The following is a 20,225-nucleotide window of genomic DNA, read 5'->3' as shown; positions in this document are numbered from 1 at the left end:
GACCGCCCTGGGTTATGCGACCAGGTGAGGTCATCAGATTCGTTGTGTCGCATCAGCATTGACCAGTGCCAGCAGGAATTCCGTTGGCACGTCGGGCCATTCGGGATGCCAATGCCCGGCGAGCTGATCTTCGCGCACGGCCGCGAGGGTGGCGACGACGTGTGGTCCCCCGTCCAGCAGATAGCGGACCGATCCGAGTTCGGCGCACTGGGCGGTCACCGTGGCCAGCAAGGTCTTTGCCGCATCGGCGCGGCCCGCGGCCGCGAGGCAGGCGATCAACATTCGGCGTGCTTTCAGCAATTCCCTCGGCCGCTGGACGGATTCGAGCAGATCAACCCATTCCTGGGCCCATGCGCAGGCGAGTTCGGTCTTCTCCGGTACTTCCGCGGCGAGCAGCAGCCGGATCGCGGTGAATTCCTCGTACAGAACAGTGAATTCATCGATCGCGTCGATCGGCTCGCGACGGTTTCCGTATTCGACAACCGGCAGCGGACCGAATTCCGGATGCGGCGGCAATCCCAGTCGCAACCGCTCGTTCTCGACCTCGGCGCCCAGCCGCGGCAATGACATCGAACGCGCGACGCGCGCACCCTCGTTCAATCGGCGAATCGCGGCCGCGCGATCGCCGCGCAACGCCTTGATACGGGCCCCGACAACATAGCGCGCCAATTTGAAATCGACGACACCCGCCTCGGGACCGAGCTTGTAGCCCTCGTCGAGCAGTCGCTCCGCATCCGCGACTTCCCCACGCTCATAAAGCAATTCGCCCAGCAGGGATCCGGCCAGCCGCGCGCCGTAGGAATGGCTGCCACCGGATTGCTTGGCCACCTTCATCGCCTTGCGAAAGTACTGCTCGGCACTGGCGATATCGAGTTGCAGGCTCGCGGCCAGCCCGAGAAAGCACAGGCCGTGAATGTTGTTGTAGAAGCCCTTGTTCTGGCGCATGTACGGTGCGGACCACTCCTGGATGCGCAGCGCCTCGTTGAAGTCGTAGCGATAGCCCGCGGTGAAGGTCGCGACATTCGCGCCGATCGCGACCACATACGGTGACAGTTCCGCGGCCCGGGAAAAGCAGGGCGCAAGCATGTCGTCGACTCCGGCCAGCGCGTCCGCGCGCACCGCGACCACCGCATGCACCACACCTGCTTCGGCCCGGAGCAAGGCGGTGCCGCCTTCGTCGAGTTCACCGTTATCCAGCGTCGATTCGGCGAGGCGCAGTGCGCGTTCGGCCGGTGCGGCCCGGTGCAGCAGGATATTCGCCCAGGCCAGATCCAGTTGCAGCCGTGGGTGCGTTTCGATGATGGTGGCGGGCAGCTTGTTGACCAGACCGATGAGACTGGCGAACTGCCCGTATTCCAGCAACGACATCCCGTCCCGCTCGACGATCTCGATGGCCCGCTGCTCATCCCCGGCCAGCAGGGCGTGATCGACCGCCTCGCTGACATGCCGATGCTCGGCCAACCACCGTGAAGCGACCCGGTGCAATTCGGTGATCCGTTCGGGCCGATCGCGTTCCAGCCGCTGCTGCAGGAAATCCTGGAACAGATGGTGATAGCGGAACCAATTGCCGTCATCGAGCTTGCGCAGGAACAGATCCTGCAGTTCGATCTGCTCCAGCCTCGCCTGCCCGTCCGGTACGCCGGTGAGCGCCGAGGCGAGTTCACCGCAGATCCGCGGCGTGATCGAGGTCGCCACCATGAATTCGAGTGTTCCGGGTTCGAGGGTGTCCAGGACGTTCTCGACCAGGAACTCGCTGATGGCGTGGTGTCGACCGGTCAGATGGCTGATCAGCCCGCCGGGATCGTCGCTGCCGCGCAATGACAGTGCCGCCAGTTGCAGTGCCGCGACCCAACCTTCGGTGGATTCGGTGAGATCCTCGACGTCGGCGCGATCCAGCTCCAGTCCGCCCAGTTCGACCAAGAAGGCATACGCCTCCGCGATGTCGAAACGCAATGCGGTGGGGCCGATTTCGACCAGTTCGTCGCGGGCCCGCATGGAACTCATCGGCAGTCCGGTCTGACTGCGGCTGGTGACCACCAGATGCAATGTGGGACTGCAGCCTTCGAGCAGAAAGCGCAGTGCGCGGGTGGTGGCGGGATCCGTGGCGCAGTGCCAGTCGTCGATGACGACCACGAGTTCCTCACCGCGCCGGTCGATATCGTTGATCAGCGAGGTCAGCACATAGCGTTCGGATTCGTCGCCGTGCTCCTCTAGCAGCTCGCCGAGCTCGCGCGCCAGCGAGGGCCTAGCGGCGTGAATGGCTTCGATCAGATGCGAGAGGAACCAGACGACATTGTTGTCGTCGTGATCGACGGTCAGCCAGGCCACCGCAACGCCCTCGACGGTCAGGGCCTCGCACCATTGGGCGGCGAGGGTGGTTTTGCCGAATCCGGTGGGGCCGTGGATGACCGCGAGCCTGTGGTTGCGTCCATCGCGCAGCAGTGCGATCAGGCGCTGGCGATCGACCAGCGGACGGTTGGCCACCGGCGGCCGCAAGCGGGTGGCGGGTACGGGCGGGGTGATGGTCGATGACGTCGCCGAGGTGCGGCGGCGGCCGGAGGTCGGTGTCGGCGACGGCCGATGTCCGACGGGTTCGGCGGCGGCCAGCGGGATCGGCATATCGTCGGGCGGCAGGCCGTGCCGCTCCTGGATCTCGCGCAGTTGTGCACCGAATTCGGCTGCGCTGGAGGGTCGTTCCGCGCGCTCGCGCGACATCGCGCCTTCGATCGCGGCGGTCACGTCCGGGGGCAGGCCCGCCTCGCCGAGATCCGGTATCGGCTGTTTGGTGATGCGCAGGAACTGGGCGACCAACTGCTCGCCGTTGCGTCGCTCGAAGACCGCGTGACCGGTGCTGGCGCAGAACAGGGTCGAGGCCAGGCTGTAGATATCGGAGGTCACATCCGGCACATGGCCCTGCAACACCTCGGGTGCGGTGAAGGCGGGTGACCCGGTGATCGTGCCCGCGGTCGTCTCGAAGCCGCCGACCAGCCGGGCGATACCGAAATCGGCCAGCTGCGGTTCACCGTATTCGGTGAGCAGGACATTGCCGGGTTTCACATCGCGGTGCAGCAGGCCGCGTCGATGCGCGGTCTCCAGCGCGCCCGCGATTTTCACCCCGATATGCAGTGCGTCCTGCCAGCCGATCGGACCGTGCTCCTGGATGCGGGTGTCCAGTGAGCCGTGCGGGTGGTACGGCATCACGATGTAGGGCCGCCCGGTCGCGGTGGAGCCCACCTCGAAAACGCTGACGATGTTGGGATGTCCCGACAGCTTGCCCATCGCGAGCTGTTCGCGGACAAAACGTTCGAGATTCTCCGATTCCAGATCGGCGGTGAGCACCTTGATCGCCACCATGCGCTCGAGGGCGGGCTGGGCACACCGATAGACAACACCGAATCCGCCACGTCCGATCTCGGCGGCATCGGTGAACCCGGCGGCGGCCAGCTCTGCCGCGAACCCTGAGGTGAGGTCGCGTTGCGTGGAAAGCGGATCGATATGCGACACGACGACCCCGATTACAACTACCAGCCAGCTACTTCGAGCATATTCCCGTCGCGACGATTCCGCGCGCGCTCGGTAAGGATGCCGCCGCAATTGCCTGCGGGGCAGGCGATCCTGGTCGCCGAATGTCCGGCCACCGAAACTATTCGCGGCCCGCACACCGGAAGGCTACCGGTTGGCGAACTGTGTCACGCCCAGTGGTAGCCGCCGACGTGCGCAGCAGCCGTCCGAGTTTCCATCCCGGGCAGTCCGGCACCGCAAGCGTCGGACGGGCATTTTCGACGAGCGATGCGAGCGTGCCGGTGTGCCTCGGGATTTCGACACAGCCGAGCGAAAGTTCAGCAGACGCCTACCCTTCGGCGATGACCGCGAGTCGGTCGATGGACGCTTGGAGTTTGTCGGCGGTGGTGGCGCGGGCGCGCGGAAGTCGGTTCTCGTCGGTCAATCGCGACCAGTCGTAGGTGTGCGTGACCCGAGTGTGCGCCGCGTCCACCGGCTCGAGCTCCCAACGCCACAGGTGCCCCGGCGGTTCGCTCGCCGGTTCCGCAGGCAGCCAGGCGATCCGGCGCCCCTCTTCGAATTCCACAATGTGGTTCTCGCGGATATGGCCCTTGGTGGTGGTCATGGCGAAGACATCGCCGACTTCCTCGACACGTTGGCCCGCCGGGGCTTCGGCCAAGTTGTCGTTGCCGTCCCACCGCGGCTGTTGCGCGGGATCGGCGATCAATTCGAAGATTTCATCGGCACCGGCCGCGATCTCCCGGCTGGCCGAAACAATGCGTGGCACCTCGTCGTCGGTCATACCACGATCGAAGCATCCGAGCCCGACTCCCGCCAAGCAATACGCCACCTATCGCATAGGCTCCGCGTCGATCCGCGGGAAGGGGTTCTCCGCTTCCAGCAGGTACCCGATCTCCAGCAAGGTGCGCTCATCGCCGTAGGCCGCGCTGCACATGACGCCGATCGGGACACCGCTGGACCCGATGCGCATCGGCATCGATAGGGCAGGCGCCCCGGTCACATTGGCGATCGGGGTGTAGCCCACATACGTACGCAGTCGCTCGATCAGTTCTTCGGACGGTACCTTCGGATCGAGATAACCCAGCGGCGGCACCACATGGGTGACCACCGGCGAAAGCACGAGCTCGTACCGCGTGAATACCTCGGCATAGATCCGGTACGCCCGGCGCAGCCGGTAGAGCGCGGCCGGAGTGCGGAGGATGCGCTCGCGGTGATAGCGACCCAGACCCCGCGTGAGATCGTCGAGCGCATGGCGATCGAATGACCTGCCGTGCAGGACCTTGCCACCGACGGCCGACATATCGGCAAGGAAAGCCCAGTACAACAGGAAGTCGTCGGCGAGGTACGGCGGGAAGGGGACGGCCATCGGCTCGACCTGATGTCCGAAGCGTTCGAGCAGCTTGGCCGCGAATTCGACCGCGCCGCGCGTTTCGGCGTCGGGTTCTGCGCCGGTTCCTGCGGTGGTCAGCAGTCCGATACGCAGGCGACGGTCGGCCGGGCCGTGCACTTCGCCGATCGGCATGAGATCGGGATTTCGCCAATAACGTTCGGCGGCAGCGGTATACGCGGCGGTATCGCGCACCGTCCTGGTCAACACGCCCTCGGAAACGAGCCTTATCGGCAGATGCTTGTCGAGAACGTTGTCCAGGTGCCGATATCGACTCGGCTTCAATGCGACCAGTCCCGCGCAGGCGGCTGGGATCCGCAACGACCCCCCGCCGTCATTGCCATGGGCGACCGGAACGACACCGGCCGCGACCATGGCAGCCGAACCGCCGGAGGATCCCCCGACCGAATACTCCGGATTCCACGGATTCCTGGTCGGCTCGGCGGCTTGGAATTCGGTCGTCGGGTTCAGACCGAACTCCGGCATCCGCGACTTGCCGAGCACCGTCACCCCGATGCTGAGGAACTGCGCGGTGTAGGCGTCGTCGCGGGCGGCCGGACGGGCCACGAATGCGGCGCTGCCCTGGTTGGACGGCATGCCCGCGACATCGGCATTGTCCTTGACGAACGTCGGAACGCCATACCAGGCACCGGCACGCCCCGACGCGTATCGCTCGACACTCGAGTACGCGATGGCATTGAGCTGCGGCTCTACCAGCGCGGCTCGGTCGATCGCCGCTCGGGCCAGTTCCTTCGGACTCACCGTCCCCGACCGGACCATGGCCGCCAAGGCGACGGCATCGTGGTCGGCCAGGACGTCATCGGAGAATGCGTGTATTCGATCGGCCATAACACTGCCCACAGCTGCGAATCACGGGTCCGGGCGCGGCGAACCCTGCGTAATAGACGTTCGTCCAGCTAGGGAAATTGTACGCGCCCGGTCTTTCCCGATCAGAAGTATCGACCTTCTCGTCTCCGCGCACGGATGCTATTCCGTTGCGGCTCCATCGGCGTGTTCCCGCTCCCCGGCGCAGCTATGACATCCGAGGATGCGTCAGAAGACTTGCAGCGGAGGGGATTCGGGGAACGTGACGGGGAGGGCGACCGCGGCACGGTGGAATGGCCCCGGTCGCCATTCCAGTTCTTCGACGGGAACGGCCAGCCGCATTTCCGGTAAGGCATCCAGTAGTTGATCGATCGCGTCCTGTGCGATCAAGGTCGCGATCGAGCGGGCGGGGCAGGCGTGCGGGCCGACACTCCAGGCCAGGTGGGAGCTGTTGTCGGTGTACGCGCCGGTGGTGATCGCGGGATCGTTATTGCAGCCGGTCATGCTGATGACGACCGGTTGGTGCGCGGGCAGCCACGCACCCTCGATCAGGATCGGCTGCTTCGGGAAGGTGATGCAGTAGTTCGATAGCGGCGGATCGGTGAACAGCACCTCATCCAACGCATCGCGCGTGGACATCGTGCCGCCGAGAATGCCGCCCCCGAACCGCTCGTCGGTCAACATCAGTCGCAGCGTATTGACGATCAAATTCTGAGTCGGTTCCATACCCGCGGCATACAGGCTGAGCACCTGGTTGATCATCTCCGGATCATCGAGCTTCGCCGGGTGGGCGAGCAATCCGGAGACGATATCGTCGCCCGGATGGTCGCGCTTGAGCTGGATCAGCTCGAACATCGCGTCCATCACCATCTTGTTGCCCTCGACGGCGGCGTCCCCGCCTTCCATCAATGCGGCCATACCCGCCGCGGCACGCTGGCTGATTTCCTGCGGGCAGCCGAGAATCGCGTTGATCACCGTGAATGCCAGCGGTAATGCGTACTGCCCGACCAGATCCGCCGCGCCTTCCTGACAGAAGGTGTTGATCAGCGGAGTGGCGATCTGCTCGACGGTCGTATGTAGAGCGAACAGGTCGACCACACCGAGACCCGCGACGGTCGCCTCCCGGTAGCGGGTGTGCTCGCGGCCTGTGGAACGAACTGCCGCCGGGCGCCATTGGAGCATCGGCCGCACCGGGCAGTCCTCGGGAACACCCTGCTGCCAGCTACGCGAATCGTGCGGAAAATGGTCGGGATCATTGAGGATCTGCAGCGCGGTGTAGTAGCCGATCACCAGGGTCGCGGGTACACCCGGAGCCAACTCCACCGGTACCAGCGAACCATATCTCTCGCGCATTTCGCGGTACGCCTCGTGCGGGTTCGCGGCGAATTCCGCTGAGTAGAGCGAGATTCGGGGGCCGTCGGTATCAATCGGCGAGCCGTGCGGGACAGGGGGGGTGGTGGTTGCCGACTCTGGCGTGGTCAAGAGACGTGACTCCAGTCGTTGTGCAGAAGCGATGAGCATGGTGCGCGACCGCAGGCGCATCCGTGCCGCCTGCGCAGAGCAAAGTCAGCCTACGTCGGCTGCCCGGCCCGCGCGTACCGAGCGCCCCACCGTTGGCCACACGACATGCGACTGGCATCACAGTAGTCAGGGGACGACACGAAGGACAGCGATTGAACACAGCAGCACACGGCGACCCCTGGGTGGCCGTTCGACCGCATGCCGACCTCGCGCAATTGGCGCGACAGGTGTCCTGTGCGCACCGAAACCGCTCGCGTCGACGACGGCGCGCCTCGAGGCGCTCGCCCGACCCTGATCCGCCGCAACGAGTCGTCGGATCGCTTGACGTCGCTCGGCGAGATTCATGGCGTCGGTAGCCATATTCACCGGATCGCCGCAACACCCCCGACCGTTTCGCTCGAGTTTGCCGGATCACCGAGTTGCACTTGTGGCAATCGTGACGCAACCATCGATCATCCGGCTGACCGGAGAGCTGCACGGGCGGCGGCGCGGGCGCTGTCCGGGTCGGAGGTCGACAGGACGGCGGCCGCGGCGCGGTGGCAGTCTTCGAGGGTGACGGCGGAGAGGGCGGCTCCGACGGCGGCTACCGCGACACCGGCGGCGGAGAGCGAACTGATGCCGAATCCGGTTAGGACACAGGCCAATAGGGGGTCTGCGGCGGCTTCGCCGCAGACGCCGACGGGCTTGTGCGGGGTCGCGCCGGCAGCCGCGGTGCGCGCGACCAGCGCCAGGACAGCGGGTTGCCAGGGGTCGGTGAGTGCGGCGAGGTCGGCGGACATGCGATCGGCGGCCATAGTGTATTGAGCGAGGTCGTTGGTGCCGATCGAGAGGAAGTCGACGTGCTCCAGAATGGCTTCGGCCAGGAGGGCCGCCGCGGGGACTTCGATCATGACGCCAGGGACCAGTCCGCGCGCTCGCACCTTCGCGGCGAAGGATTTCGCTTCGGCCGCAGTGGAAATCATCGGCGCCATAACCCACGGTGTGGGCGTGCGGTCGGTGGCGGCCTGGGCGATCGCGTCGAGTTGGCGGTCCAGGATTCCGCTGTCGCGAGCGGCGATGCGGATGCCGCGCACACCGAGCGCCGGGTTCGCTTCGTCGGCATGGTCGGCGAAGCGCAGTGGCTTATCCGAACCGGCGTCGAGGGTGCGGATCACCACCTTCGACCCGGCATAGGCGTCGAAGACCTCGCGATAGATGCCCGCCTGTTCGGTGATGCCCGGCTCGGATTCGCGGTCCAGGAAACATAATTCGGTGCGGAACAGGCCGATGCCCTCGGCCGGTTGGGAGCGCGTCGCGCGGGCTCCTGCCGCGTCTTGGACGTTGGCGAGAATCTCGACCCGGTGTCCGTCGGCGGTCGCGCCCGGACCGGTCCAGGCCGCCGTGCGCGATTCCTGCGCGCGGTATTCGGCCACGGCGCCGGCGGCGGTTTCCGGGTCCGGACTGATGGCGACCTGCCCGGCCGACCCATCAATCAGCACCTGCACTCCGGCTGGCACATTGTCCAGTCCGGCGATCGCGACCACGCACGGGATGCCGAGCTGGCGGGCGATTATCGCGGTGTGGCTGGTCGGGCCGCCACGCGAAGTGGCAAGGCCGACAATGAGATTCGGATCCAGTCCGGCGGTATCGGCCGGGGCCAGGTCGTCGGCGAGCAGGATCGATGGCCTGGCGGGCGTAGGAATGCCGGGCTCGGGCACACCGGCGAGTTCGGCCACCACCCGATCGCAGACATCGCGAAGGTCGGTGACGCGTTCGGCCATCAGCCCACCGAGTTCGGTGAACACCTTGGCGAACTGCTCGGTGGCCGTGGTTGCCGCGACGGCGGCGGGACTGCCCGCGGCGATCAATTTCTCGGCGGCACCGAGCCAGCCGCGATCGGCGGCCATCGCGGCATTCGCGACGAGCACCTCGGCGGCCGCACCGCTCGCGCGGGCGGCGCGCTCGCGCAAGCGCCGCGCAACCACCGATGTCGCGGCAAGGAAGGCTTCGTGTTGTGATGCCCGATCGGACTCGGCGACCGGTTCGGCACGAAGGTCCGCGCGGATCCGCGGTGCCGGACGCACGGTTGGCGCGGCGGCGACTCCGGGCACCGCCGGCGTCCCGCGCAATGTCATGGCGCTGCGCGCAACCTTCACGGACCCTGTGGCCTGCGGTGATCCGAACATTCGATTCCTCCTCCACGCCGATGTCGAGTGAGTGCGACCGATTACTCAGCTCGGCTCGTTGTGACCCAGACTACTCAAATCTCTTGACAAAGCAACATAGACGGGCATAAAACAACATAAACACACATTGTCAATCGGAGGACCGGATGTACGCAGAGGAGCGCCAGCAGGCCATCGCCGCCCTGGTCGGACAACGCGGGCGCGTATCGGTCGCCGATCTGTCCGAGCAGTACGGAGTCACCACCGAAACCGTGCGCCGAGATCTGGCGGTCCTCGATCGGACGGGGCTGATCCGCAGGGTGCACGGCGGTGCGGTGCCCGCGGCGGCGCTCACCGCGATCGAACTCGGCACCACCGAGCGCGAACACACGCACGCCGCCGAGAAGGACCGCATCGCCAAGGCGGCCCTCGACTACTTGCCGCCGACCGGCGGCAGCGTGCTGTTCGATGCCGGGACCACCACCGCGCGGGTGGCCGCCGCCCTGCCCGCCGACCGCGAGCTCGTCGCCGTGACGAACTCGGTGCCCATCGCGGCCCGGCTCAGCGGATTCGCCGGAGTGCGGCTACATCTGATCGGCGGCCGGGTGCGGGGTGTCACGCAGGCCGCGGTCGGCGCGGAAGCCCTGCGGGTGCTCGGCGAGTTGCGGGTCGATGTGGCATTCATCGGCACCAATGCCCTGACCATCCGCCACGGACTGTCCACCCCTGATCCCGACGAGGCGGCGGTGAAGCGCGCCATGATCACCAGCGCCCACCGGGTCGTGGTGGTCGCCGACGCCACGAAGGTCGGGCGCGAGGATCTGCTCAGCTTCGGTTCGGTCGAAGAATTCGACGTGCTGATCACCGACACCGGGCTGCTGCCTTCGGTGCACAACGAACTCACCGAGTACGGCATCGAGGTGGTCACGGCATGATCGTCACGCTCACCGCGAATCCCAGTATCGACCGCACCGTCAGCCTGCGGGAACCGTTGCGGCGCGGTGCCGTACTCCGGGCCGAGACCGTGCTGTCCCAGCCCGGCGGCAAGGGGGTCAACGTTTCCCGGGTGATCGCCGCAGCCGGGTACGAGACCATTGCGGTGCTGCCCGGCAATGGCGATGATCCATTGCTGCGCATGCTCACCGATGCCGATATCGAGCACCGCGCGGTGCCGTGCGCCACCCCGGCGCGCACCAATCTCACCGTCGCCGAACGCGATGGCACCACCACGAAAATCAATGAACCCGGATCATCGCTGTCCGCCGAATGCCTTGCCGCACTGGCGAATCAGCTCGATGCACTCGCCGAGACGGCGAGCTGGGTCGTGCTGTCCGGATCCCTCCCACCCGACGTCCCCACCGACTGGTACGCATATCTGCTGCACCGGCTGCGCGGCGTCCGGATCGCGGTCGATACCTCCGACGCTCCCCTGCTCGCACTGGCAGCCGAACTGGAATCTGCTGCGCCGCAAATACTCAAGCCGAATGCCGAGGAGCTGGCCCAGCTCACCCACGGCGACCCCACCGAGTTGGAGGATCCGGTCGCCGCCGCCCATGCGGCGAGCACACTGGTCGCTCGCGGGGTCGGTGCCGTGCTCGCGACGCTCGGCGCGGCCGGAGCCGTACTCGTCACCGCGGACGGTGCATGGCATGCCGCCGCACCCGCCATTACTCCGCGCAGCACTGTGGGAGCAGGCGATTCCGCGCTGGCCGGCTACCTACTCGCCGATCTCGACGGGTTGGACGCACCGGATCGGCTGCGCCGCGCCGTCGCCTACGGCAGCGCCGCCGCCGCGCTGCCAGGGACCGGGCTGCCCGGACCACACCACACCGACTCCCGCGCCGTGGCCGTCACGACGTTGGAATCCCTGCACAGTCGCTGAAGGACACTGCGATGGCCCACTCCCCTGATTCGATCATCACCACCGAGCTGATCAGCCTCGATACCGACCTCGGCACCGCCAAGGAGACGGTGATAGCGACACTGGCCCAGCGGCTCACCGACAATGGGCGGGCTACCTCCGCCGAGGCGCTACGTGATGCGGCGCTGGCGCGCGAATCACAGTCCGCGACGGGGCTTCCCGGTGGCATCGCGATTCCGCACTGCCGGAATGCGGCGGTGACCAGTGCGTCGCTCGGGTTCGCTCGGTTGGCGCCCGCGGTGGATTTCGGTGCTGCTGACGGGCCAGCGGATCTGGTATTCCTCATTGCCGCCCCGGAGGGTGCCGGTGCGGAGCATATGAAGTTGTTGTCCGGTCTGGCTCGGGCGCTTGTTCGGCCGGAGTTCGTGCGGTCGTTGCGGGAGGCCGCGAACGCGGATGAGGTAGTTGCGCTGGTGACGGATGTGCTTGCGCAAAAGCCTGCGATGACGCCGGAAAAGGCCGCGGCCGCGTCTGTTTCGAGTGACTCGGCTCCTGCCTCGAACGGTACAACTGTGACCGCGGCCGGAGGCGTACCTGCGGCGCAGGCAGCTTCGAACGGTGCAGCCGCACCCGCTGCGACCGCAGGCGTATCAGGATCCCGGGCTTCGAACGCCACTTCCGGCGCGGCAGCCGCTTCGATCGGCGCAATCACTCCGGCCGGAGTCAACGCATCACGGAATGCGACCGATAGCGTTTCGGCTGACGAGATACCCGAGGTTGCCGGGCAAACGATCGTCGCCGTCACGGCTTGTCCGACGGGTATCGCCCACACCTACATGGCCGCCGACTCGCTCGTCGCCGCTGGTGACCGCGCGGGCGTCACAGTGCACGTCGAGACCCAGGGATCCAGCGGCAGCACGCCGCTGAGCGCCGAAACCATCGCGGCGGCGAGCGCGGTCATCTTCGCCACCGATGTCGGGGTGCGCGGCCGGGAACGGTTCGCGGGCAAGCCGGTTGTCGAGTCCGGGGTCAAGCGCGCGATCAACGAGCCCGACACCATGGTCGCCGACGCACTACGTGCCGCCCTCGACCCCAATGCGGCAATCGTTGCCGGATCCGCACGCCCCGAAGGGGATTCGGCACCGGCAGCACTCGGTTGGGGCACCCGGCTGCGCCAGATCCTGCTCACCGGCGTCAGCTACATGATCCCGTTCGTCGCCGCGGGCGGCCTGCTCATCGCACTCGGATTCCTGTTCGGCGGCTACGAAATCGCCGACCACGCCAAGAAGATCGTGCTCGACAACTCGCTGACCGCACTGCCCGACGGGGGCCTATCGACCTATCTCGGCGCGGTGCTGTTCCAACTGGGATCGCTCGCATTCAGCTTCCTGGTACCGGCCCTCGCCGGATATATCGCCTTCGCCATCGCCGACCGACCAGGTCTCGCACCAGGATTCACCGCAGGCGCCGTGGCCGTATTCGTCGGCGCGGGATTCCTCGGCGGCCTCGTCGGTGGTCTGATCGCCGGCTTCGCGGCCCTGTGGGTGGCGAAACTGCCCGCCCCGCAGTGGGCGCGCGGACTCATGCCGGTCGTGGTCATACCGCTGTTCGCGTCACTGATCGTCGGCGCGTTGATGTTCATCGTCCTCGGCAAGCCGCTCGCCGCGATCACCAGCGGACTCACCAACTGGCTCAACAGCCTCACCGGCACTTCCGCACTCGCCCTCGGCGCCATCCTCGGCCTGATGATGTGCTTCGACCTCGGCGGCCCGGTCAACAAAGCCGCATATTCCTTTGCCGTAGCGGGACTTTCGGTCACCGACCCGGCCTCACTGCGCATCATGGCCGCCGTCATGGCCGCGGGCATGGTCCCGCCGCTGGCCATGGCGTTGACCACTGCTCTGCGCCCCCGTCTGTTCACCGCGGCCGAACGCGAAAATGGCAAGGCCGCATGGCTTCTCGGCGCATCCTTCATCTCCGAAGGCGCGATCCCTTTCGCCGCCGCCGACCCGCTGCGCGTGATCCCGTCGATGATGGCCGGTGGCGCGGTCACCGGTGCGCTGATCATGGCGACCGGAACCACCCTGAGCGCACCGCACGGCGGCATCTTCGTCTTCTTCGCGGTAGGCCACATCGTCTGGTTCCTCGCCGCCCTCGTCGCGGGCACCGCCGTAGCCGCCCTCTGCGTCACCGCCGCCAAGGAGTTCATCAAACCACGCACCCCCGCCCTCGCCACCGCCTGAAACCCCCTCTAACCCAAGGAGAATCCCCATGGCCAGCACCACCGTCACCGTCGCCTCCACCATCGGCCTGCACGCCCGCCCCGCCAACATCATCGCCGAAACCGTCTCCCAGTCCGGCGCCGAAGTCACCCTGGCCCTGGTCGGCGGCGAGCCCGTAGACGCAGGCTCAGCTCTGATGATCATGACCCTCGGCGCCGCCTACGGCACCGACGTAGTCGTCACCAGCGACGACCCCGACGCCCTCGAACTCGTAGCCAAACTCGTAGCCACCGACCTCGACGCCTGAGCGGGGATCAAGTTCAGGTGAAACTGTGCCGCAGCCTGGGTTTCGGCGATGTTCGCAATTGCCAGCAGCGATCGGCTGTGGCGGCATCGCCCGAGTAGCAAGTTACCTCAGTTCCACCTGATCTTGATCGCCACGATGAAACGCGCGTTTCCCCGGTGCGTTTGATGTCGATATCAGGGGCCAGCGGCTCGGCGTCGGGGTCTTTTCGGTCGTTTGCGATCACTTCTGAGGCGCACTCCATGAATCCGGCGCCAAGATACTGCGAAGTCCTGCGATCGGGCGGAGGTTTCCGGGACGATGAACCGCATGAGCGCAAGAACACTCGATCGACTCCGGAAGGATCTGCAAGCGTATGCGCGCCTGGCCGAGGTTCGCTACGACCCCGCGATCGCGGATCCGGTACTGGAAACCCTCGCTGAGCTGTGGACCAGCTCCGTCGTCGGCGTGCGCACCACCACGCATCCGGTGCGTGAGCGCGAGGTCAACGCCCGGGTGATGCACCCGGGCGGGCCGACCGAGCTCATCGAGAAACTCCGTGCCGCAGGACTTCTCACCTACACCGGACATCCGATGGAGCAGTTGCTGGCCGAGATCGCGGCCGAGGTGCCGGTCAATTCCGGCGTCGATCTCGCACTGGCCCATGGGGTTCAGAAGATCTGGTTGGTCTTTCCCGAATTGCTCAGCGTGGAGCGGGTTCTCGGCTTCGCCGGAATTCCGGAGTCGGCACGTGCGCACGCCGACCACCTATCCCGCTATGGCGGCCGAATCGGAATTCTCGCAGTAGATTTCGACGCCCGCACAATGAACCTCTACTCGAACGTCTTCGAGCCCGGCCATCTTGCGCCCGCGGATATCACCGGGATCCTGGCCGAACTCGACTTCACCGCACCGACCGACACCGAACTGGCCTTACTCGCCCGCACCTTCAACCTCTACCGCACCTTCTCCTGGACCACATCGCACATGGAGCGCATCTGCTTCCCGGTGCGCTGCGAACCATCCAGCTTCCCAACCCATCTCGACCCGGTCCTGGCCCGTTTCGTCGCCGAAGCCCCTTTCGCCGACCCCGAAACCCGCGGCTTCGTCTTCTACGCCGCCTACGGCCCCACCGACCGCTACTACAAAGTCCAAGCCGAATACGCGGGTGTCCGCGTCGCCACCTTCCCCGGCGGAACCGTGCCCCGCCCGACCTGACGAATCTTGCGGGCGGACCGGACGGACGGCAGCAACTCGTCTTGCTCTGTTAACCCGATTCCGCTACGGTCCCGCGCTCGTGGGAGCAAGCGCGGTAACCGATTCACGAAGCGACACATTTATTTGGGGGGCGGTGACCGCGATCGGGGTGATCGCCGGATATCTGGCGGTGTTGCTCGCGAACGCCAGGCATTACTACACCGACGACACCGAAGCGCAGTACGCGCCCGTGTGGTCGAGCTCGGAACGCGGCTGCGGGAGGGACGTTTTCCCACGCTCGTGCCGACGGAATGGATGTCGGGCAACTACTCCCTGGAAGAGGCCGGGCTGTACAACCCGCCCCAGTTGCTGATCTACCTGCTCGCCCCATCGATGGACAACCTCGCGGTGTACGCAACGGCGGTCAAGCTGGTCTTCTCGATAATCGCGGCCCTCGGCGTATTCCGGATCTGTCTGGCCTACGGCGCGCGATCGCAGTGGGCGGCGGTCGCCGGTGTCGCGTTTCCATTGAGCGGCTGGTTCCTGTTCTTCGACCAAGCAAGTTGGATGACCTCGCACACCGGCACCGCATGGCTGCTGCACGCGTGGGCATCGGCAGTGCACTACGCGCGCGGCCCCGGCGGGAGCGGCAGGCCCGGAGGCGGTAGCTTGCGTAACCACGCAGGGACCCGCGGACGCCGAATTGGATACAGCGGACCGATACCGGTCTTCGTTTTCCTGTACCTGGCACTGACCATCCAATATGCCTTTCCCGCAGTCGAATCCGGGTTGATCGCGATGGTCGCGATCGGCGAGATCATCTATCAACGACGCTGGGTGCCCTCGGTGCGACTCGCACTGGCGGCCGGTTGTGCCGTGCTCGCCGCCGCGGCGGCCAATCTGCCCGGAATTCTGTCCTCGCAGGCGACCTGGCGTGGCAGCGCACACATCCACAATGATCCGTTCCTGACGGTGCCGTGGTCGGAGTCGCTGAACGCCAGCCTGCCCAGCACCACACCGGTGTTCACCGCGTGGTGGGGCCACGTCCAGCCGTTGCCGATGGTCTACATCGCGTGGTTCCTGATTCCGGCGCTGGCCTTCATCGACTGGAAGGCGGCCGCGCAGGCGGCACGGGAACTCAGCGGCGTCGCGTTGTTCGCGACCGCGGTGCTGATGTGGACCGCGGGACCCGGCGCGATCGGCCCGCTGCGCTGGCCCGCCAGAGTGCTGCCGATGCTCGCCTCTCACTGCTGGTGCTGGTCTGTGTATTGCTCAGTCGCTACGGCAGTTTCGCGTCATGGCAGCGCCGCGGCACCGCCGCCGCCGTTTTGCTCGGGCTGCTGTTCGCGCGGTCCGTCTCGGCCGCACCCGCGCTGATGGTGCGGCATCTGCTCGCCGTCGTAGTGGTGGCCGCGATCGGCGCGGTGGTGGTGTGGCTCGCCTGCACCAGGCGCACCGCACTCGCCTGCGGACTGTCCATCGCGGCGATGTTCCCGATCGCCTACGCCCAGGTGCGTGGCGCGCCGCCTACCCCGATGTCCTACGAATTCCCGGAGCGGCGTTCGGCGATGGCCGCCGCCTTCCCTGACTTCGACGGCGCCACACTGCAACTCGCCGATCGCGTGCTGGTGTGGCCGGAAGACCGCAGCCTGTCCGGTGCGTACGGATCGCTGGTCATCGGCAGCTACGCCAAGAATGTCGGCCTCGACTACGTCACGGGCTACACCCCCATCGGCCACGCCGCGTTCAGCGCGCTGCTGTGCCTCGCCTGGGACGGCAGCACCTGCCCGGACGCCTACCGTCGCGCCTTCGCCACCGAACCGTCGACGGACAGAACGATTGTCGACCTGATGAAGGTGGATCGGGTTGTGCTGCAACGCGCTCAGTATCCCGATGTGCGCGACCGGCCCGCCCCGTCCGGCTGGAAGTGGGTCGACTATCCGGGCAACGAACGCTTCATCTGGGTGCTCGAGCGGGAAAACGGTCTGCTGTCCACGCGCAATGGCGTGGTCGCCGACGCCAAGGGTGTCTTCGCCACGTCCGCGACGAGCGACGATCTGACAAACCAGATCCGGGTCACCTCGGTCGAGGGCGGCCGTGTGGTCTTCGCTCGCCTCGCCTGGCCCGGTTATCGAATCACGCTGAGCGGCAGCGAAATACCGACGCGCGAGGTCGCGGGCAGCTTCTTGCCGCCGATATCCCAGCGGGCACCATAGCCGCCGACCTCACCGTCAGCTGGCGTCCGCCGGGTTGGGAAATCAGCACCGCGACCACGGCGGGCGGCTCGCCGGAATCGGTCTGCTCCAGTTGACCCATCAGCGCCTCCGTCGCCGCGACGCGATCACCGCGGCCGACCGGTCCGCAGCGGAGGACCGACAACTGGTCACGGCCAGCGTGTGACCTTGCGTCATCGGTATCCACATATTCAGTCGAGGACTGCGGTTGCTTCGATCTCGACCAAATGCTCGGGAACGTCCAGCGCCGCGACGCCGATCAGCGTGGTCGGCGGCACCGGAGTGACCCCTAGCTTCGCGGTCGCCCGGGAGATTCCCTCCAGGAGCGCGGGCATCTTGTCAGCAGTCCAGTCGACGACGTAGAAGGTCAGTTTCGCTACGTCGCCGAACGAACCGCCGGCCCCGCCCAGCGCGGTGGCGATGTTGAGGTAGCACTGTTCAACCTGTGCGGCGAGGTCACCTTCACCGACCGTGACCCCGTCCGCGTCCCAGGCGACCTGCCCGGCGATGAAGATCAACCTCGAGCCCGAGGCGATCGCCACCTGCCGGTAGACATCGATTTTCGGCAGTCCATCGGGATTCTTCAGGGTGATGGCCATGCTGTCCGTCTCCTTGTCCGGGCTCCTGTAAGCCCGTGTGTCAAACGACCTTTTGGTCTCTTGTAGTTACTCAGGAACCGTAGGAGAGTGTGAGCTGACATGGAAGAACGCACTTTTCAGTGACAGGGGAACCTAATGGTGACCAAGCAGCTCAGCGGCTCGGCCGAGGATGCCGACCTGCGACGAGCCGACTCCCTGGGGCGGGAGATCTTCTCCGACGTTGCCAACAAGTGGGCGCTATTGATCATCGAGGCTCTTGGGGAGGGCACTCTGCGCTTCAGTGAGCTGCGCGGCCGGGTCGAGGGCATCAGCCACAAGATGCTCACCCAGAACCTGCGTATGTTGGAGCGCAATGGCCTGGCCGAGCGGACCGTCCACCCCACCGTCCCGCCCCGTGTCGAATACACCCTCACCGAAGCGGGCCGTGGACTTCAGGCGACGGTCGACGGAATGTGTGATTGGACCTACCGGTACTTCCAGCACATCGAGTCCGCCCGGCGGCGCTTCGAAGCCTGACGGACGGTGAATGCGGAACATCACAACGGACTTCAGTGCCGGAGCCGGTGACAGCCCGATCCAGGCTGCCCCAATGGCTAGGTACCGGTTCTCGCTCCGAGCTCGGCGGTGGCCCGGAACTCGCTGGGGCGGATACCCCGATGCCGCTTGAACGCCGCACTGAAACCGAAAGCGTCCGCATAACCGACAGCCTTCGCCACCTGTGCCACGGTGAGACTCCGGTCGGCCAGTAGTTCCTCCGCCTCATCCATCCGGCATTCGGTGAGATACGCCAGGGGCGACTGCGCCATGACCTCGGAGAACCGCCGCGCGAACAGCGCCCGCGATACCCCCGCCTCGGCGGCCAGCGACGCGACCGTCCAACCGGCGGCCGGCCTTCCGTGCATAGCCTCCAACGCCGGCCCGACCACCGGATCGGCCGGCCCGCGATACCAACCCGGCGCGTCAGCGTCCAACTCGTCGAACCAGTTGCGCAGCGTGCACACCAACGCCCAGTCGAGCAGCCGGTCCATCATCGCCTGCGCTCCGGCCGGACGCCGGGCAGCATCCGCGGCGATCGACTCCATCCACGCGCACACCTCCACATCGTCGGTCACGACCAGGACGGGGGGCACAGCACGCAGCAACCGTCCGTGGCGCCGGCCGGACGCCCGATAGGCGCCGATAATCAGAGCGGTCTCACCGACGCGGTCGTTCCCCCAGTGACCGCCGTCCAGCGCGGGATCGCATTTCGCGTCCGGCGCGAAGCAGGCGACCTCGTATTCCTCGTGCGGCAGGCCGACAGTATCCGCGCGGTCGACGAGGACGAACGTTTCCGGGCCGCGCACGATCGCGGTATCCCCTACCGTGATCCGACGCTCGAGACCATCGGGCAGCAGCAGTATTCCCCCGCCGCGCAGCACGGTGACCATGGTCAGCGGTGCTTCGTCGGCGAACCGGATGCTCCACGGTGCTTCCAAGACCGCGTTGGTGAGCACAGCACCCTCGGCACGGATACCGCTCAGCAGTTTGCTCAATGGATCCACACCATCGAGCGTAGACGAACTCCTATCGAATGTAGATCCTTGCCCATAGATCGTCCATGGCCCAGGGTGTGGAATGAACCCAGACCGCACAACCGATCGTCCGGAACTCCGGACCCACAGAGGAGGCGCCCGTGCCGCACAACCCGACCGTGGACACCGCGACCACCCGCACCGCGCTGGTCGTCGTCGCTCATCCGCGACCCGATTCGCTGACCGCCCATATCGCCGAAGTGGCCACCCGGCGGCTCGCCGCGCTCAGCTACCGGATCGACCGGCTGGACCTGCACGCCGAGAACTTCGATCCCCGGATGACCGCCGCCGACCTCCCGGAATGGGGCAACCGGGAGAAGGCCTACTCCCCCGAAGTCGAGAACCATATGCGGCGCATCCTCGCCGCCGACGTGATCATCGCGGTGTTCCCGGTGTACTGGATGCAGGTCCCGGCGATTCTGAAGGGCTGGATCGATCGCGTGTGGAATTACGGATTCGCCTACGGCCGCAGCAAACCTCGGCTCGCGGGCAAGCGGATGCTGTGGCTGGGCCTGGCGGGCGTGGCAGACGACGACGCGGTCGTCGAGCTCATGCAGGATGCGCTGAGCACGCAACTCAACGACGGTATCGCCTACTACTGCGGCCTCAACCAGTCGCTGGTGGGGCTGTTGCCCGGCGCGGAAGAAAAGGGGCAGCGCCTTGATGCTGAGGGCAATCTGCTGCTCGACGAAGCCCTCACCGGCGCGGCCCGCGAAGCCCACTATGCGGGCTTGGAAGACCGGGCGCTGGGCTTCGTCGATGATTTCCTCGCCACCGATAGGGTTCCGGCCTGACCACTGTGGCCGACCGCAGAATTCGTTGCCTTCGGAGTCGCGTATAACCCACCAGTGACCGGCTG

14 protein-coding genes and 1 pseudogene are annotated in these 20,225 nt (G+C 66.4%); 8 read left to right on the top strand and 7 right to left on the bottom strand.

Annotated elements, in window-relative coordinates; translation table 11 throughout:
* Positions 1 to 33: 33 nt before the first annotated feature.
* The 5 genes from ACQPXH_RS12755 to ACQPXH_RS12735 form a co-directional block, all read right to left on the bottom strand.
* A complete protein-coding gene (locus ACQPXH_RS12755) occupies positions 34 to 3,504 on the bottom strand; it encodes a protein kinase domain-containing protein (RefSeq protein WP_433602546.1) in 3,471 nt (1,156 codons plus the stop codon).
* 346 nt (positions 3,505 to 3,850) lie between these two features.
* A complete protein-coding gene (locus tag ACQPXH_RS12750) occupies positions 3,851 to 4,303 on the bottom strand; it encodes an SRPBCC family protein (protein WP_433602545.1) in 453 nt (150 codons plus the stop codon).
* A gap of 48 nt (positions 4,304 to 4,351) precedes the next feature.
* The gene (locus ACQPXH_RS12745) at positions 4,352 to 5,758 is read right to left on the bottom strand and encodes an amidase (protein ID WP_433602544.1); all 1,407 of its coding nucleotides are present in this window, start codon (positions 5,756 to 5,758) and stop codon (positions 4,352 to 4,354) included.
* Positions 5,759 to 5,962: 204 nt separating this feature from the next.
* Positions 5,963 to 7,216 (bottom strand): cytochrome P450, encoded by a 1,254-nt coding sequence (locus ACQPXH_RS12740; RefSeq protein WP_433602542.1) that lies wholly within the window; start codon positions 7,214 to 7,216, stop codon positions 5,963 to 5,965.
* A 491-nt stretch (positions 7,217 to 7,707) separates the two neighbouring features.
* Complete coding sequence (locus tag ACQPXH_RS12735) at positions 7,708 to 9,420, bottom strand: putative PEP-binding protein (RefSeq protein ID WP_433602541.1); 1,713 nt, start codon at positions 9,418 to 9,420, stop codon at positions 7,708 to 7,710.
* A 146-nt stretch (positions 9,421 to 9,566) separates the two neighbouring features.
* Here ACQPXH_RS12735 and ACQPXH_RS12730 point away from each other — a divergent pair, with 146 nt between their 5' ends.
* The 6 genes and pseudogenes from ACQPXH_RS12730 to ACQPXH_RS12705 all read left to right on the top strand — a co-directional run bounded on the left by ACQPXH_RS12730 (position 9,567) and on the right by ACQPXH_RS12705 (position 17,362).
* Positions 9,567 to 10,334: a DeoR/GlpR family DNA-binding transcription regulator gene (locus ACQPXH_RS12730; RefSeq protein WP_433602540.1), complete on the top strand. Its 768-nt coding sequence runs from the start codon at positions 9,567 to 9,569 to the stop codon at positions 10,332 to 10,334.
* Complete coding sequence (locus ACQPXH_RS12725; RefSeq protein WP_433602539.1) at positions 10,331 to 11,281, top strand: 1-phosphofructokinase family hexose kinase; 951 nt, start codon at positions 10,331 to 10,333, stop codon at positions 11,279 to 11,281. The genes ACQPXH_RS12730 and ACQPXH_RS12725 overlap by 4 nt, the downstream gene beginning before the upstream one ends.
* A gap of 11 nt (positions 11,282 to 11,292) precedes the next feature.
* Complete coding sequence (locus tag ACQPXH_RS12720) at positions 11,293 to 13,503, top strand: PTS fructose transporter subunit IIABC (protein WP_433602538.1); 2,211 nt, start codon at positions 11,293 to 11,295, stop codon at positions 13,501 to 13,503.
* Between the two features lie 28 nt (positions 13,504 to 13,531).
* Entirely contained in the window at positions 13,532 to 13,789 is a 258-nt protein-coding gene (locus tag ACQPXH_RS12715) for an HPr family phosphocarrier protein (RefSeq protein WP_433602537.1), read from the top strand.
* Between the two features lie 306 nt (positions 13,790 to 14,095).
* Complete coding sequence (locus ACQPXH_RS12710) at positions 14,096 to 14,983, top strand: aromatic prenyltransferase (RefSeq protein ID WP_433602536.1); 888 nt, start codon at positions 14,096 to 14,098, stop codon at positions 14,981 to 14,983.
* Between the two features lie 148 nt (positions 14,984 to 15,131).
* A pseudogene (locus ACQPXH_RS12705) lies at positions 15,132 to 17,362 on the top strand (hypothetical protein).
* A gap of 25 nt (positions 17,363 to 17,387) precedes the next feature.
* Here ACQPXH_RS12705 and ACQPXH_RS12700 read toward each other — a convergent pair.
* On the bottom strand, positions 17,388 to 17,795 hold the full coding sequence (locus ACQPXH_RS12700; RefSeq protein WP_433602535.1) for a RidA family protein: 408 nt from the start codon (positions 17,793 to 17,795) through the stop codon (positions 17,388 to 17,390).
* A gap of 135 nt (positions 17,796 to 17,930) precedes the next feature.
* Between ACQPXH_RS12700 and ACQPXH_RS12695 the strand changes: the two genes are divergently transcribed.
* A complete protein-coding gene (locus ACQPXH_RS12695) occupies positions 17,931 to 18,311 on the top strand; it encodes a winged helix-turn-helix transcriptional regulator (protein WP_433602534.1) in 381 nt (126 codons plus the stop codon).
* Positions 18,312 to 18,388: 77 nt separating this feature from the next.
* Here the strand turns inward: ACQPXH_RS12695 and ACQPXH_RS12690 are convergent, their stop codons facing one another.
* Entirely contained in the window at positions 18,389 to 19,336 is a 948-nt protein-coding gene (locus ACQPXH_RS12690) for an AraC family transcriptional regulator (protein WP_433602533.1), read from the bottom strand.
* A gap of 131 nt (positions 19,337 to 19,467) precedes the next feature.
* Here ACQPXH_RS12690 and ACQPXH_RS12685 point away from each other — a divergent pair, with 131 nt between their 5' ends.
* Positions 19,468 to 20,160, top strand: a complete 693-nt coding sequence (locus tag ACQPXH_RS12685; protein WP_433602532.1) for an NAD(P)H oxidoreductase — start codon at positions 19,468 to 19,470, stop codon at positions 20,158 to 20,160.
* The last annotated feature ends 65 nt before the right edge of the window (positions 20,161 to 20,225 follow it).

It is taken from the genome of Nocardia sp. CA-135953, from assembly GCF_050955735.1.
Taxonomy (GTDB): Bacteria; Actinomycetota; Actinomycetes; order Mycobacteriales; family Mycobacteriaceae; genus Nocardia.
Note: the sequence above shows the minus strand (reverse complement) of the source record. Positions and strands in the feature narration are given on the sequence as shown.

Excerpts from the sequence above, each read along its gene's own strand:
- ACQPXH_RS12745 (WP_433602544.1), bottom strand. The coding sequence starts at position 5,758 with ATGGCCGATCGAATACACGCATTCTCCGATGACGTCCTGGCCGACCAC.
- ACQPXH_RS12730 (WP_433602540.1), top strand. The coding sequence starts at position 9,567 with ATGTACGCAGAGGAGCGCCAGCAGGCCATCGCCGCCCTGGTCGGACAA.
- ACQPXH_RS12720 (WP_433602538.1), top strand. The coding sequence starts at position 11,293 with ATGGCCCACTCCCCTGATTCGATCATCACCACCGAGCTGATCAGCCTC.
- ACQPXH_RS12715 (WP_433602537.1), top strand. The coding sequence starts at position 13,532 with ATGGCCAGCACCACCGTCACCGTCGCCTCCACCATCGGCCTGCACGCC.
- ACQPXH_RS12735 (WP_433602541.1), bottom strand. The coding sequence starts at position 9,420 with ATGTTCGGATCACCGCAGGCCACAGGGTCCGTGAAGGTTGCGCGCAGC.
- ACQPXH_RS12710 (WP_433602536.1), top strand. The coding sequence starts at position 14,096 with ATGAGCGCAAGAACACTCGATCGACTCCGGAAGGATCTGCAAGCGTAT.
- ACQPXH_RS12700 (WP_433602535.1), bottom strand. The coding sequence starts at position 17,795 with ATGGCCATCACCCTGAAGAATCCCGATGGACTGCCGAAAATCGATGTC.
- ACQPXH_RS12750 (WP_433602545.1), bottom strand. The coding sequence starts at position 4,303 with ATGACCGACGACGAGGTGCCACGCATTGTTTCGGCCAGCCGGGAGATC.
- ACQPXH_RS12725 (WP_433602539.1), top strand. The coding sequence starts at position 10,331 with ATGATCGTCACGCTCACCGCGAATCCCAGTATCGACCGCACCGTCAGC.
- ACQPXH_RS12695 (WP_433602534.1), top strand. The coding sequence starts at position 17,931 with ATGGTGACCAAGCAGCTCAGCGGCTCGGCCGAGGATGCCGACCTGCGA.